At 58.5% G+C, this 13,856-nt stretch carries 14 protein-coding genes; 9 read left to right on the forward strand and 5 right to left on the reverse strand.

Annotated elements, in window-relative coordinates; translation table 11 throughout:
- Window positions 1-462 precede the first annotated feature (462 nt).
- Window positions 463-1,731, forward strand: coding sequence for a DEAD/DEAH box helicase (locus tag HHJ16_RS08595; RefSeq protein WP_293642185.1), 1,269 nt, complete (start codon window positions 463-465; stop codon window positions 1,729-1,731).
- 25 nt (window positions 1,732-1,756) lie between these two features.
- Here the strand turns inward: HHJ16_RS08595 and HHJ16_RS08600 are convergent, their stop codons facing one another.
- From HHJ16_RS08600 to HHJ16_RS08615, 4 genes are all read right to left on the reverse strand, one after another.
- Complete coding sequence (locus HHJ16_RS08600) at window positions 1,757-2,077, reverse strand: DUF6172 family protein (RefSeq protein WP_293642186.1); 321 nt, start codon at window positions 2,075-2,077, stop codon at window positions 1,757-1,759.
- 124 nt (window positions 2,078-2,201) lie between these two features.
- A complete protein-coding gene (locus tag HHJ16_RS08605; protein ID WP_293642187.1) occupies window positions 2,202-2,750 on the reverse strand; it encodes a thioredoxin domain-containing protein in 549 nt (182 codons plus the stop codon).
- A gap of 108 nt (window positions 2,751-2,858) precedes the next feature.
- Window positions 2,859-3,101 (reverse strand): hypothetical protein, encoded by a 243-nt coding sequence (locus tag HHJ16_RS08610; RefSeq protein ID WP_293642188.1) that lies wholly within the window; start codon window positions 3,099-3,101, stop codon window positions 2,859-2,861.
- A gap of 19 nt (window positions 3,102-3,120) precedes the next feature.
- Window positions 3,121-3,453 carry a hypothetical protein gene (locus HHJ16_RS08615; protein WP_293642189.1) on the reverse strand — a complete coding sequence of 111 codons (333 nt, stop codon included), beginning with the start codon at window positions 3,451-3,453 and terminating at the stop codon, window positions 3,121-3,123.
- Between the two features lie 466 nt (window positions 3,454-3,919).
- On the opposite strand from HHJ16_RS08615, the gene HHJ16_RS08620 reads away from it, so the two are divergent.
- Together HHJ16_RS08620 and mnmC are read left to right on the forward strand one after the other, a co-directional pair.
- Window positions 3,920-4,192, forward strand: a complete 273-nt coding sequence (locus HHJ16_RS08620) for an oxidative damage protection protein (protein WP_293642190.1) — start codon at window positions 3,920-3,922, stop codon at window positions 4,190-4,192.
- 40 nt (window positions 4,193-4,232) lie between these two features.
- Complete coding sequence (gene mnmC, locus HHJ16_RS08625; protein ID WP_293642191.1) at window positions 4,233-6,197, forward strand: FAD-dependent 5-carboxymethylaminomethyl-2-thiouridine(34) oxidoreductase MnmC; 1,965 nt, start codon at window positions 4,233-4,235, stop codon at window positions 6,195-6,197.
- Window positions 6,198-6,220: 23 nt separating this feature from the next.
- On the opposite strand, the gene HHJ16_RS08630 is transcribed toward mnmC, so the two are convergent.
- On the reverse strand, window positions 6,221-7,399 hold the full coding sequence (locus HHJ16_RS08630; RefSeq protein WP_293642216.1) for an ABC transporter substrate-binding protein: 1,179 nt from the start codon (window positions 7,397-7,399) through the stop codon (window positions 6,221-6,223).
- Window positions 7,400-7,706: 307 nt separating this feature from the next.
- On the opposite strand from HHJ16_RS08630, the gene HHJ16_RS08635 reads away from it, so the two are divergent.
- The 6 genes from HHJ16_RS08635 to HHJ16_RS08660 are packed head-to-tail and all read left to right on the forward strand — an operon-like array spanning window position 7,707 to window position 13,836.
- Window positions 7,707-8,498: a sulfite exporter TauE/SafE family protein gene (locus HHJ16_RS08635; RefSeq protein WP_293642192.1), complete on the forward strand. Its 792-nt coding sequence runs from the start codon at window positions 7,707-7,709 to the stop codon at window positions 8,496-8,498.
- 59 nt (window positions 8,499-8,557) lie between these two features.
- Entirely contained in the window at window positions 8,558-10,396 is a 1,839-nt protein-coding gene (locus HHJ16_RS08640; protein ID WP_293642193.1) for a nitrite/sulfite reductase, read from the forward strand.
- 12 nt (window positions 10,397-10,408) lie between these two features.
- Window positions 10,409-10,795: a DUF934 domain-containing protein gene (locus HHJ16_RS08645; RefSeq protein ID WP_293642194.1), complete on the forward strand. Its 387-nt coding sequence runs from the start codon at window positions 10,409-10,411 to the stop codon at window positions 10,793-10,795.
- A 13-nt stretch (window positions 10,796-10,808) separates the two neighbouring features.
- Entirely contained in the window at window positions 10,809-11,594 is a 786-nt protein-coding gene (locus HHJ16_RS08650) for a phosphoadenylyl-sulfate reductase (RefSeq protein WP_293642195.1), read from the forward strand.
- Window positions 11,591-12,523 carry a sulfate adenylyltransferase subunit CysD gene (gene cysD, locus HHJ16_RS08655; RefSeq protein ID WP_293642196.1) on the forward strand — a complete coding sequence of 311 codons (933 nt, stop codon included), beginning with the start codon at window positions 11,591-11,593 and terminating at the stop codon, window positions 12,521-12,523. The genes HHJ16_RS08650 and cysD overlap by 4 nt, the downstream gene beginning before the upstream one ends.
- Window positions 12,523-13,836, forward strand: coding sequence for a GTP-binding protein (locus tag HHJ16_RS08660; RefSeq protein WP_293642197.1), 1,314 nt, complete (start codon window positions 12,523-12,525; stop codon window positions 13,834-13,836). The genes cysD and HHJ16_RS08660 overlap by 1 nt, the downstream gene beginning before the upstream one ends.
- Window positions 13,837-13,856 lie beyond the last annotated feature (20 nt).

A 13,856-nucleotide genomic window follows, 5' to 3' on the forward strand; every position in this document is an offset into this window, starting at 1 on the left:
TGAAAAATCCTTTATAGGGTTGGCGCATGGCGCGCTCATCGCTTTCTTGACTCGACACTCAGGGCTCACCGCCCGGTCCAGAACGTTGGTGGACACCACATTCTCATGCAACTCCGTCGCGGCCGTGTAGCTATCAGGCAAGGCCTGTAACGCCGTGTCAGACTCTACGCCGTGAAGTTCGCCCGCCGAATGCCGCACCACCAAACCGTACCACTCGATCTGTTTTCTGCGCCTAGCGTTAGCGGCGGGAATTCCTCACCTTCAAATTTTTCGCCCCCGCAGATTCTTCGGGCCGGTAGCGAGCATCAAGCTCGGGGCTTAAAATTACAGATTCTGGCAGGAGTGCGGCTCATCTCGCAACTTACGCATTCTCTATCAGACAACGATTGCCCAGTTTGCTTGTGCCATCGCGTTCACGGTCTTGAAGCGCGCTCACTTCACCTTTTTTCAAAGCCCCCGCTTATGCCATTTTCTTCATTGGGCTTTTCGCCCGCGTTATTACCCGCCTTGCTGCGCGTCTTTGCTGAAAAAGGCTACCTCGCACCCACCGCCATTCAGTCGGCGGCAATTCCCGCGATTCTGGACGGGCGCGATGTGGTGGGTTCGGCTCAAACGGGTTCTGGCAAAACAGCCGCCTTTGCCTTGCCTATGCTGCAACGACTGGCGGAGCTGCCGACACAAGCACCGCGACGCGTCTCCGGGCTGGTCGTGGTGCCGACGCGCGAGCTAGCGGCGCAGGTAGGGGAATCCATCGTCAGCCTGTCCAAATATTTGCCACAACGGGTGAAGGTTGCCGTAGTGTTTGGCGGCGTGTCCATTAATCCGCAAATGATGAACCTGCGCGGTGGTGCCGACATTGTGGTGGGCACACCAGGCCGTCTGTTGGATCTGATCGACCACAACGCCCTGAATATCGCGACAGTCAACACGCTGGTGCTGGACGAAGCCGACCGCCTGCTGGACTTGGGTTTCGGTGAGGAGTTGGGCCGCATTATTGGGTTATTGCCGGTGCTGCGCCAAAACCTGTTCTTCTCGGCCACATTTCCGCCTGCCATTGAGTCGCTGGCGGAAAGCATGCTGCGCACCCCTCTCCGAATTGAAGTACGGGCGGAGCCGCAAACTGTCCCGGATATCGTGCAGCGAGCTATTGAAGTCGATGCTCCACGGCGAACCCAGTTACTGCGCCATTTGATACAAAGCGAAGGCTGGAGCCGAGTGCTGGTATTTGTAGCGACCAAGCATGCCGCCGAAATAGTGGCCGACAAGCTACGCAAAGCCGACATTGAGGCGGAGCCTTTTCATGGCGAGCTGAGCCAAGGAAAAAGAAACCAAGTTTTGCAGGACTTCAAGCTGGAAATCTTGCAGGTAGTGGTGGCTACCGATGTTGCCGCCCGCGGCCTTGACATTGCACAACTGCCCGTGGTGGTGAACTACGACCTCCCGCGCTCCGCCGTTGACTATACGCATCGCATTGGACGAACGGGACGGGCGGGCGAAAGCGGCGTGGCTGTCAGCTTCTTGAGTGCCGACACTTCAGCTCACTTTCGGCTGATCGAAAAGCGGCAGCACATCAGCGTGCCACGAGAACAAATTGCTGGTTTTGAACCTGTTGACACCGAGAATTTTTTGGGCGCGCCTGCATCGAATGGTGGCATCAAGGGCAAACGTCCAAGTAAAAAAGACAAACTGCGCGAAGCTGCGGCCCGCGACCAACTACAGCACAAAGGGTAGGTCGCCGAGCGTCCTATGCTGGGCCCTAGTCACTATCCACTTCGCTGTCAGCAACCTCGCGCGGCCTGGCTGTCCGCTGGCCGTGTTTGGTCACAACCTCGACATAAAATTGCTCACCACCATCCTGGGCTAGCGTGTCGATTAAGCCGATGAGCGCGGCGAAATGGACCACCTCCGCTGTGGCTTCGCTGGTGCCGAACTTGCAATCGAAGTCCCAGAAGTCAGCGCCTGCCGGCAACGCCCGGCTGCGTTCCCGTTTAACGTACTTGCGGATATCGTGTTTACTGGCTTCCAGCAAGCGGTCACGATTCTTGCCTTCAATATTCAATCGATACGTTTTTCTCACGGAGAAATCCTAAAGTGTTTGAGGGGTCAGTGCGGGCTGGTGTCTGCGATCGCACCCCTTGCAGAGGTGATTCGGAAGCACTCGATTATCAAGCCAAGCCCGCGTCCGGCGGTGCACGCGGCCGCTAGCTGCCCGCCAGCGCCTTTTCTATCGCCTCGTGCAAATGCTGCAAGCCAAACGAAACATCCGTAAGCACGCCGTTGACATAAAACGCTGGTGTCGAGCGCAAGCCCAGATGGTGCCCGCCGAGCAGGTGCTCCTGCACGCGCTGCAAGTAAACGTGGTCGCTCATCGCGTTCTGGTAACTCGGCATATCCAGTCCTACCTGCCCCGCATAGTCCAGCAACTGCTTTTCCTTGAGATGTTGTTGATGGGTAAAAAGTAGCTCGTACATCGGCCAGAATTTACCTTGGGCGCCCGCGGCTTCCGCTGCTTCGGCCGCAAGTTCAGCATGAGGATGCGCCTCCCGTAATGGAAAGTGTCGAAAGACAAACCGCACTTGACTGCCAAAATGCGGAAGCATGACCTTCAACGCCACATAGGCTTGAAGGCAGGATGGGCACTCGAAGTCGCCGTACTCAAGGAGTGTGACACGGGCGGACGCGGGGCCACGAATGTGATCAGTGGCCTCGTCAGGCTTTAGCAGGGGTTCCTGCTTGGCGGGAGCGGTCATGAAGATTACCTTTCAACTGTACTTTTAGAGGCAGTCAACAAAGTATGCGCTTTGGCCGCATTGGAATCAATCGGTCACAACCAGGATCGGTAAATCCGGCTCTAACGATTAGCCAGCGGGATTTTCCAGCGCTTCATCCAGCGCTTTGCAGGAAGGCGAGCACACGGCTTGGGACTTGCCCAACACCTTTCGCGTGCCCATCAGGGAGCGGGCGCGATGTTTGCCGCACATAAAACACGACATGGTGGCTGCGCCAAAAGAAGTGGTTGCAGCAAACGGCGAACCTGATACCTTTGATTTGTAGCGCAGGCCGTCGGCGAGGACGGCGGTTTTTGCATCAGCTCTTGCCATAATTTGGATCTTCCTTGGATTAAGTGGTTGAACGATTCATGGCCTTGTCGATGGCCTCTTTAGCCTGCCGCTCTGCAGCAAGAGATACATCCAGTGCCGAGCGGCAAAGACCCGCATACTCATAATTGACGTTTTCGTACAACTCTGCGGCGGCCGGATGGGTATCCAGCAAGGCACCCAGCGCCTTGCCGGACTCAACCTCGCCTAGCTCGTTGACTAGGTGCAGGACCACAGAGCGATACTGTTCTGCGCCGACCGGTTCGGCACTGCGCTCCAGCCGTTCCAGCAACTCGGCCAGTACGTGGGTCACTGTCAGATCAGTTTTGTGAGAGTGTGGTTTGATGGCATTCATAAACAGGATCTGGGGCTTTTTTCCCAAAATACAAGCACTTAGGAGCGGGAAGCTTGCTATCGTTACGGTCATACCGAGCCTGCTTTCAGCCCGGCTTGGCAGCAATAACCGCTATAATTTCTATAGCTAGTTGCGCTTACTCTCTATGCTTGGAACGGTATTTTACCGCCAAAACGGTTTTCGTGTTTGTCTCGTGTCTGGAGAGATCTTTTGCACCTGCCAGGGGCTCGTTCTTCCGCGCAAACCCTGCCATAACATCAGCACAGGCTCGGGGACTGGAAACCTTCATAAAATGGCGGTGTGTGGTCAGGATTGACTTTCTCGATCTAGTTTTTTCTTTTGCACTTACGGGGAAGTCATTCACCGTGGGATTCTTGAATCGTCCACCCAAGAAAAGAACGAATAAAACTTCAGTTCTTTATATTGAAAACACCTAAAACCTCATTTTCACGGAAGTACAACACACATGGCACGCCTCGTTAAATGCATCAAACTCGGCAAAGAAGCGGAAGGTCTGGACTTTCCGCCGTATCCCGGTCCACTGGGCAAACGCCTGTGGGAAGAGGTCAGTAAAGAGGCCTGGGCTGACTGGATGAAACAGCAAACCATGCTGGTGAATGAAAACCGACTCAATCTGGCGGATGCGCGCGCGCGCCAGTACTTGGCGCGGCAGATGGAAAAGCACTTTTTTGGTGACGGCGCCGATGTGGTGCAAGGCTACGTGCCTCCCAGCGTCTGAGCCCGGGCCGACATTTCCACGACTTCCTTGAGACCTACGGATGCGCGAACCCATTGAGTGGCTCGACGACGGCACGCTTGGCGGCAGTCCTCACAGCCCCCGCTTTGGCGACCGCTACCGGGGCGAGTTCGGCGGGCTGGATCAATCCCGCGACGTTTTTTTAAAAGGCTGCGGCTTACCTGCCGCTTGGGGGAATGCGCCCCGATGGTGCATCCTGGAAACCGGTTTTGGGCTTGGTTTGAATTTTTTTGTGGCATGGCAGGCCTGGAAGGCAGACCCTCTACGCCCTCGCCTACTGCATTTCGTTTCGACCGAGGCCTTCCCGGCCAGCGCGGAGGACGTGTTGCGCGGTGCCCTCTCCCACCCGGAATTATTGCCCCTTGCCGAGCAGCTGCAAAGTCAACTCTGGGGCTTGTTGCCAGGATTTCACCGCTTGGCTTTCGAAGGTGGCCAGGTGTTGCTGACGCTGTGCATCGGGGATGCCAAAGCGATGCTGCGCGAGCACAGGTTTCAAGCCGACTCCGTTTATCTCGACGGATTTAGCCCGCAACTTAACCCTGGCATCTGGGATATCCATACGCTCAAGGCGGTGGCGCGCTGTTGCCGACGCGGCACACGCGTAGCCACCTGGACAGTGGCGCGCAGCGTGCGCGATGCGCTGGCGCAATGTGGTTTCGTGATGATGAAAACGCCGGGAACTCCTCCCAAACGCGACAAGCTTCAGGGCAGCTTCGACCCGACTTGGGAACCCAAAAAAGCCCATGCACGAGCGGCTTCATCGCCTTTAGGCGCGGCTCGACCCGCCGCCAGTTGCGTTGTGATTGGTTCGGGCTTGGCCGGTGCCGCAGTGGCAGCGAGCTTGGCACGCCGCGGCTGGCAGGTCGTCGTGCTGGACGCGGGCGCGACGCCTGCCGCCGGCGCATCGGGCCTGCCGGCGGGCGCGCTGGTACCTCATGTGTCATCTGACGACAGCCTGCTGTCGCGCCTGTCGCGCGGCGGCATTCGCGCCATGCTTCAACAGGCCGGCACGCTGCTCCAGGCGGGTCGCGACTGGAATCCCACAGGCGTGCTGGAGCACTGTGTGGAACACGCGCGCAAGCTGCCCGCGGCCTGGCTGCAGAAGCCCACGCAGGAACACGAACAGGACTTAACCGCAGCCGCGAGCGACTGGACACGGCCTGCAACGACGGAGCAGCTGGCGCACTGCGGCCTGCCGCCCGACGCGCCTGCTCTTTGGCATGTGCGGGCCGGCTGGATCAAGCCAGCGAGTCTGGTTCAGGCGTGGCTGGCGACACCCGGTGTTGAATGGCGTGGCGATGCGGCGGTCGAGCAACTGGTTCGGCAAGAAGAGTGGTGGCAGCTGCTGGACGCGGCGGGGCGGGAGCTGGCACGCGCCGAACTGGTGGTCCTGGCTGCCGGTTATGGGAGCCAGGCGTTGGCCGAAGCGGCGGGCCTTATTGGATCGCGCGAGCTGGCCCTGCAAGCGATTCGGGGTCAGGCATCGTGGGCTACGCATGCGCCGGGAACTGTGGCCGCATTGCCGGATTTCCCGGTCAATGGCCATGGCAGCCTGATTCCGGCCATGCCTTTAAGTGACGGTTCAGGCGCGTTCGCATGGGTTAGCGGCTCCAGCTATGAGCGAGACAATCCCAGGATTGAAATTCGAGCCGCAGACGAACAGGAAAATTTTCGCAAATTAAAGCGCTTGCTCCCTGCAGCCGCAGGCCATCTGGCCGCGCAATTTGAAGGTGGCAAAGTCAACGCATGGGCCGGAGTTCGCTGCGCAACGCCGAGCCGACTGCCTTCGCTGGGGCCGTTGGACCAGCCTAACTTATGGGTCTGCAGCGGCATGGGCTCGCGCGGCCTGACGTTTGCCGCGCTATGCGGAGAACTGCTCGCCGCCGAACTTCATGCAGAGCCCTTGCCAATAGAGCAGCGCTTGGCCGATGCGCTACGGCCGCAATACGTCGGCTCGCGCAGCCCTCTGAAAATTCAGGAAATTTAAGAAAATAACGTTTTAGCGTTTTCTTACTTCATCGCATCTGCCGGCCGCCGGGCTTTCACATAGGCATCGCTCGGTAAATAGGCCTTGCCGTCCGCGTAGCGCCACTGCACCATGGTGCCCTTATTGCCGCGCAAACTCAGCTTGCCCACGTAGGCACCCATCGTGGACTGGTGGTCAATGGCACGGAATTCGGCCGGGCCGAACGGTGTGGAGAATTTCAGGCCGCGCAGCGCCGTCACCAGCTTTTCACTGTCGGTTGAATTGGCTTTTTTTATGGCTGAAAAAATGGCTTGCATGGTGGCGTAGCCAACCACTGAGCCAACTTTTGGATACTCGCTGAAGCGGCGGTAGTAACTGGCTGCAAAACTCGCGTGCTCGCGCGAGTCGATTTGATCCCAGGGATAGCCCGTCACTATCCAGCCCTTTGGCGTTTCGCCTTTCAGTACCTCCAGGTATTCGGGCTCGCCCGATAACAGCGATACCACGGGGGTCTTGGGAAAGATGCCGCGCTGGTTACCTTCCCGTACCAGCTTGGCCAGGTCGGCACCAAAAGTCACGTTAAAGATTGCATCGGGCTTGGACTGCATCGTGGCCTGCAGCGTGGTACCGGCCTCAAGCTTGCCCAACGCGGGCCACTGCTCACTTACAAACGTCACATCCGGGCGCTTGGCCATGAGCAGCTCCTTGAAGCTGGCGACCGCACTTTGGCCATATTCGTAGTTGGGCGCTATGGTTGCCCAGCGCTTGGCGGGGAGCTTGGCGGCCTCTTCCACCAGCATGGCGGCCTGCATGTAAGTGCTGGGGCGAAGGCGAAAGGTGTAGCGATTGCCTTTTTCCCACACCAGGGCATCGGTCAGCGGCTCACTGGCAATAAACACCTTCTTGTTTTTCTTCGCGTAATCGGCCAGCGCCAGCCCCACGTTGGACAAAAAACCACCCGCTAGAACATCCACCTTTTCGTTGGAAGTCAGCTCTACGGCGTGGCGCAACGCCTCTTCAGGTTTGCCTGCATCATCCCGAGCAATCACTTCGACCTTGCGGCCAAGCAGACCTCCGGACACATTAATCTCCTCTACCGCAAGTTGCCAGCCCTGGCGGTAGGGCTGTGTGAACTGCGGCATGGTCGAATAGCTATTAATTTCCCCGATTTTGATCGGCGTTTTTGCGGCGGTCTGCGCCAGCAGCCCTGTAACGGTTGCCATCCCTAACAAAACGCCTACGACGGCAGATTTTGTACATTTCACGGTTTTCTCCAAACAAGGGAAACAACATACCGGGTAGGCGCTCGCCGGGAGCCCCACCTTTAAGAGCACGGACTGTACCAGCGACTGCGGTTTCTGAATAGAAAGCCCTGCCCTGGTCCGGTCTTTAGTTTTAGCGGGCACGCGCGCTGAGTACCCAAAAATCCTGCCAAACCCGCATAAAGCCTTGCGAATAAGCTTATCTGCATAAAGGAAGAACAAATGTGTAGTTAGGTTTCATAACCAGTGCCTTTACATTTTCGGGTCTATGCATGAATTTGCCTTTGTCTTTGCCGGATTTGTCGTGGGCCTCGTAGTGGGGCTTACAGGGGTGGGGGGCGGCTCCTTGATGACGCCGATCCTGATCTTCGTTTTCGGCGTCAAACCCCATTTGGCCATTGGGACCGATCTGCTGTTCGCCGCTTTCACAAAAATGGGCGGCACGATCAGCCTGGGACGCGCACGGATTGTGGATTGGCGCATCGTGGGTCAGCTTGCCGCCGGAAGCCTTCCTGCCTCGCTGATCACCCTGTTTGTGTTGCGGCGCCTTGGTCCGACCAACCCTGCAACCCAGACGATCATGACCACCACCCTGGGCTTGGCGCTGTTGTTGACAGCGGCCGCAACGTTTTACAAGGTGTTGCGCGGTAAAGCCGTGCCTGTATACATCCCGCCCGAGCGACTGGGTCAGGCTACCCAGGCCCGCCACTGGGTGCAACCGGTGCTTTTCGGCGCGGTCATCGGCACACTGGTCACGATCAGCTCCGTCGGCGCGGGAGCTATTGGTGTGATTGTTTTGATGATGCTGTACCCCGCCCTGCCCCTACCGCGCATCGTGGCGGCCGACATTGCCCATGCGGTCCCCCTCACTCTTGTGGCGGGTCTCGGGCACGCCTCCATCGGCTCGGTAGACTGGCCGTTGCTACTCAAGCTGCTGGCTGGATCGCTGCCCGGAATTTGGCTGGGCTCACAGCTGATGCGCAGAACACCTGACCGCGTCATCCGGTCACTGCTGTCAGGTCTTCTGGCCTATGCGGGCGTCAAGCTTATTTCCATTTAGCCCGCTTCGATTTCATCTTTCATTCAAACCGACATAGCCCCCGTTTACTCTTCGAGACCATGTACCAATACACAGAATTCGATCGCCAATTTGTCAAGGCCCGGGCCAGCCAATACCGTGATCAGCTAACGCGCTGGCAGGCGGGTCAATTGCCTGAAGAAGAATTTCGGCCCCTTCGGTTGCAAAACGGCTGGTATGTGCAACGCTATGCGCCCATGTTGCGGGTGGCCGTGCCTTATGGCGAACTTTCCACTGCTCAACTGCGTGTGCTGGCTAAAATCGCCCGCGACTACGACCAGCCGAACGACGCACTGTTCGAAAATGCGCAGGCCATCCAGGAAAAGCTCGGCGCTATTCCCCTGAAAAACGGTCAGTCCGTGCAGTCAAAACTCAGCAGCGGCTACGCACATTTCACGACGCGCCAGAACGTGCAGTACAACTGGATTCCGCTCGACAAGTCGGCCGATGTGATGGACCTGCTGGCCAGCGTCAATATGCATGGCATCCAGACCAGCGGCAACTGCATTCGCAACATCACCAGCGACGAGCGCGCGGGCATTGCCGTCGACGAGATTGCCGACCCCCGCCCTTTCGCTGAAATCATGCGCCAATGGAGCACGCTGCATCCTGAATTTGCCTTTTTACCGCGTAAGTTCAAGGTAGCCATTACCGGGGCACTCGAAGACCGTGCAGCCACCACCTGGCACGACGTCGGTCTTCACCTCATCAAAAATGTCGAGGGTGCGCTGGGGTTCAAGGTGTTGGTAGGCGGCGGCATGGGCCGCACGCCGGTGCTGGCCATCACGATACGCGATTTTTTGCCATGGACGCAGATCCTCAATTACCTGGAAGCCATCGTACGGGCCTATAACCGCTTCGGCCGCCGCGACAACATTTACAAGGCGCGCATCAAGATTCTGGTCAAGGCCGAAGGGCAAAACTTCATTGATCAGGTGGAAGCCGAATACCGGGATATTGTGGAATTGGATGGGGCACCGCACACCATCAGCCAGACCGAGTTCGACCGGGTTTCCGCCTCGTTTGTGGCGCCCCACCTGGATGCTCCCCGCAGCGCGGCCGAGACCAGTGGGTCCAAGCTGCTGCGCGCGGCGGCGGACGACCACCTCGAATTCTCGCGCTGGCTGAAGCAAAACGTGGCACCGCATAAAAATCTGGACCTGCGCATCGTCACCTTGTCTTTTAAGCGCCTGGGTCGAGCGCCCGGCGATGCCACAGCGGGTCAGCTTGAACTGGCCGCCCAGCTTGCTGATCAGTTCAGCGCGGGCGAAGCGCGTGTCACGCATGACCAGAATCTCGTGCTGCCCTGGGTGCCTTACAGCCAGCTATCGGAACTCTGGGAAGCCGCTCGCAAAGCCGGCTTTGCCCGACCCAATATTCGTTTGCTAACCGACATGATCGCCTGCCCCGGCGGCGATTTCTGCTCGCTGGCCAATGCGCGCTCACTCCCTCTGACCGAAGCGATTACGCAGCGCTATCAGGACCTCGACGAGCTGCACGACCTGGGCGAGATCGACCTGCACATCAGCGGCTGCATCAACTCCTGCGGACACCACCATAGCGGACACATCGGCATTCTGGGCGTCGACAAGGATGGCAAGGAGTGGTACCAGATTACCCTGGGCGGCTCGGACGGCTCCACGCTCTCGGGCGCAGCCGCGACCGGAAAAGTGGTCGGCCCCTCGTTTTCGGCCGCCGAAGTGCCCGAAGTGATAGAAGCGGTGCTCAATACCTACCGTGCCGAGCGCCTGACGGTTCACGACAAGCAAGAAACCTTTATCGCCACGCTGCGCCGGGTAGGCGCTGAGCCCTTTAAAGCCGCCGCCAACGCGGCGCGTTTTAGCGCCGTCGCTCTACCTCAAGTTTCCCAGGCCGCCTAACCCTTAACCACTATGAAATTAATAGCTGCTTCTACCCCGTCAGAGGGCTCAACAAGCCAATTCGCGATTGAACTGGCGAACGACGTCGACCCTCGCGAGCGATCCCTGGTGGGCGTTCAGCGCATCGACCTGAATTTTCCGAAGTTCACGGACGGAAGAGCTTTCAGCCAGGCATTTTTGCTGAGTCGTCGCCTCGGCTTTAAAGGCGAGATCCGCGCCACCGGCGACGTACTGGCGGACCAGCTCGCACAAATGGAGCGCAGCGGGTTCACCACAGCCGTGTTGCGAGCCGATCAGGATCTGGCGGTTGCCCAACGGGTGCTTGCCAACTATCCGGGTTACGGGGTAGGCCGCTACCAGGGCGATGCAGTCCAGGTCAGTCCGCATTTCGCGATTTAACAAGGGACCCGCCATGAGCGCCATTTCACTCTACGCAAAACCATCAAGCAACTTTGCACAAAAGTTAACCACCAGCAAAGCCTTGCTCCAATCCGCCGCAAAGCACTATTCACCGCTGACGCAGGCGTCCAGCCTGGGCGCGGAAGACATGGTGGTCACGCATCTGCTGCAGGAAGCGGGCATCGATTCCAGTATCTTTGTGCTCGATACCGGCATGTTGCATGCTGAAACGCTGGCCCTGATTGGCCGCATCGAGGAACGCTACGCGCGCAAGGTGGATGTTTACCATCCCCTCGAAACAGTTGCCTCGGCCTTTGTTCAAGCCAATGGTTCGGAGGCGATGTACAAAAGCCTGGAATTGCGAAAGGAGTGCTGCCACATTCGAAAAATGGAGCCTCTGGAACGCGCCCTCGCCGGTAAAAACGGCTGGTTTACCGGCCTGCGCCGCGAGCAGTCGAGTGCCCGCGCCGAAGTGCATGACATTGAGCCACAAGCGCAGCGCGTCAAAATTAACCCGCTAGCGGACTGGAGCTGGGGCGACGTGTGGCACTTTATCGCCGTGAACGATATCCCCTACAACCCCCTCCACGATCAATTTTTCCCGAGTGTGGGCTGCGCTCCCTGCACGCGCGCAGTGACGTTGGGGGAGGATTTCCGCTCGGGTCGTTGGTGGTGGGAACAGGAAAGCGCCAAGGAGTGCGGCCTGCACGTGGCCGCTGACGGAACCCACGAGGCCCAGGAACCCGCCGCCTTTGAACCGCTTTCCAGCATTATTCCCATCCGAGAAATCCCCGCATGAACGCCCGAACCGAACCCCAATTACTCTCAAAGCTGAGCAATGCCCACCTCGATTCGCTCGAGGAGGAAACCATCTTCATCCTGCGCGAAGTGGCCGCCGCATTCGAGCGCCCAGCGCTACTTTTTTCAGGCGGCAAGGACTCGCTGGTGATGCTGAAATGCGCCGAAAAGGCTTTTGGCGTGGGCCGCATTCCCTATCCGCTTCTGATGATCGACACCGGCCATAACTTTCACGAAGTGACCGATTTTCGCGATTCTCGCGCGAAGGAGTTGGGCGCGGAGTTGATCGTTCGCCATGTGGAAGACTCCATGAAACGCGGCACGGTCCGTCTGGCTCACCCTGGCGAATCACGCAACGTGCACCAGTCCGTGACGCTGCTCGAAGCCATTGACGAATTCCGCTTCGACGCCCTGATCGGCGGCGCGCGGCGTGACGAAGAAAAAGCCAGAGCCAAAGAACGTATTTTTTCGCACCGCGACAGCTTCGGCCAATGGCAGCCCAAAGCGCAACGCCCGGAATTGTGGACCTTGTTTAACACCCGCCTGCAGCCCGATGAGCACTTTCGCGTGTTTCCGATTTCCAACTGGACCGAACTGGACGTGTGGCAGTACATCGAGCGTGAGCAAATCGAGTTGCCGTCGCTGTATTACGCCCACCAGCGAAAGGTGGTTGAACGCAAAGGATTGCTGGTGCCTGTGACGGAACTGACCCCCGCTCTCAATGGCGAGCAGGTGGTTGAAAAAACCGTGCGTTTTCGTACCGTGGGCGATATTACCTGCACTTGCCCAGTCGATAGCCCGGCCACCACGGCCGCCGAGATCGTGATCGAGACACTGGCTGCCGACGTGAGTGAACGCGGTGCAACGCGCATGGATGACAAAACTTCCGACGCTTCGATGGAAAAGCGCAAGAAAGACGGGTACTTCTGATGAGCACTACTGATTTAATAGCAGCTAACGCTGCCAATGGATCTGTCACGGGCCAAAATGATTTGCGTTCCGCCTTGAAATTCATTACCTGTGGTTCGGTGGATGACGGCAAGAGCACGCTGATCGGTCGACTACTGGTGGACAGCCGAGCAGTGCTGCAGGACCACCTGGCGGGCGTGCAGCGCGGCGGCGAAACCGATCTGGCCTTGCTGACCGACGGCCTGTCGGCTGAGCGCGAGCAGGGCATCACCATCGATGTGGCCTACCGCTATTTTGCCACCGAGCGCCGAAAGTTCATCATTGGCGACGCCCCAGGCCATGAGCAGTACACCCGTAACATGGTCACAGCAGCCTCCAGCGCCGACGCCGCCGTGGTGCTGGTTGACGCAACCAAGCTCGACTGGAACAACCCGTCGCTTGAGTTGCTGTCGCAAACTCGCCGCCATTCGCTGCTGGTCAATCTGCTGCGCGTGCCGTCAATCGTGTTCACGGTGAACAAGCTTGATGCGGTCGCAGACCCAACCGTCGCCTTTGAAAATATCAGTGCGGCGCTGACTGCCTTTGCCAAGGCCGCCAAAATTCCGGTCAAGGCCATCGTGCCAATCTCCGCGTTAATCGGCTACAACGTCGTCGACGCCAAGCCAGGCTGGTGCGGCTACAACGGCTTGTCGCTGCTGCAGCTGCTGGAAAAGTTGCCGGCCACACCAGCGGAGACGCTTGAAGCCTTTTCCCTCCCGGTGCAATGGGTGGAAAAATTCTCATCCTCGTCCGATACCTCGCAGGGCCGTCGCGTATTTTGGGGCCGCGTCGCCACCGGGGGCGTGCAACCGGGCCAGACGGTAACCATCCTGCCAAGCGGGCAAACCGCCGTGGTGGCACAGGTGCTGGACCATACCCGCCAGCCCAAATCCATTTCCGCCGGTCACAGCGCGGGCATTGTGCTCGACCGCGAAGTGGACGTGTCGCGCGGTGACTGGCTGCTCGCCGCTAAAACTTTTGAACCGATCCGCGAGCTTTCGGTCACCATCGCCTGGATGGATGATGAGCCGCTGATAGCAGGCCGCGTCTACTGGGCGTTGCATGGGCACCGTTGGGTCAAGGCTAAAGTCAAGCGCATCGTGCACAAACTCGATGTCAATACGCTGGCCGAAGAAGACGCCAGTGAGTTGCCGCCCAACGCGATTGGGCACATTGAACTAACCGTGCAGGAACCGCTGCCGACCTTGCCTTATGTACGCTCGCGCGTGCTGGGCTCGCTGGTGCTGGTGGATACGGCGTCGCACAAAACCTCTGGCGCAGCGCTGGTTCTTTGACAAGAATCAAGTGAAACGCA

Origin of the sequence: Polaromonas sp. (assembly GCF_012927485.1) — a bacterium.
In the GTDB taxonomy this organism is placed as follows: domain Bacteria; phylum Pseudomonadota; class Gammaproteobacteria; order Burkholderiales; family Burkholderiaceae_C; genus Polaromonas.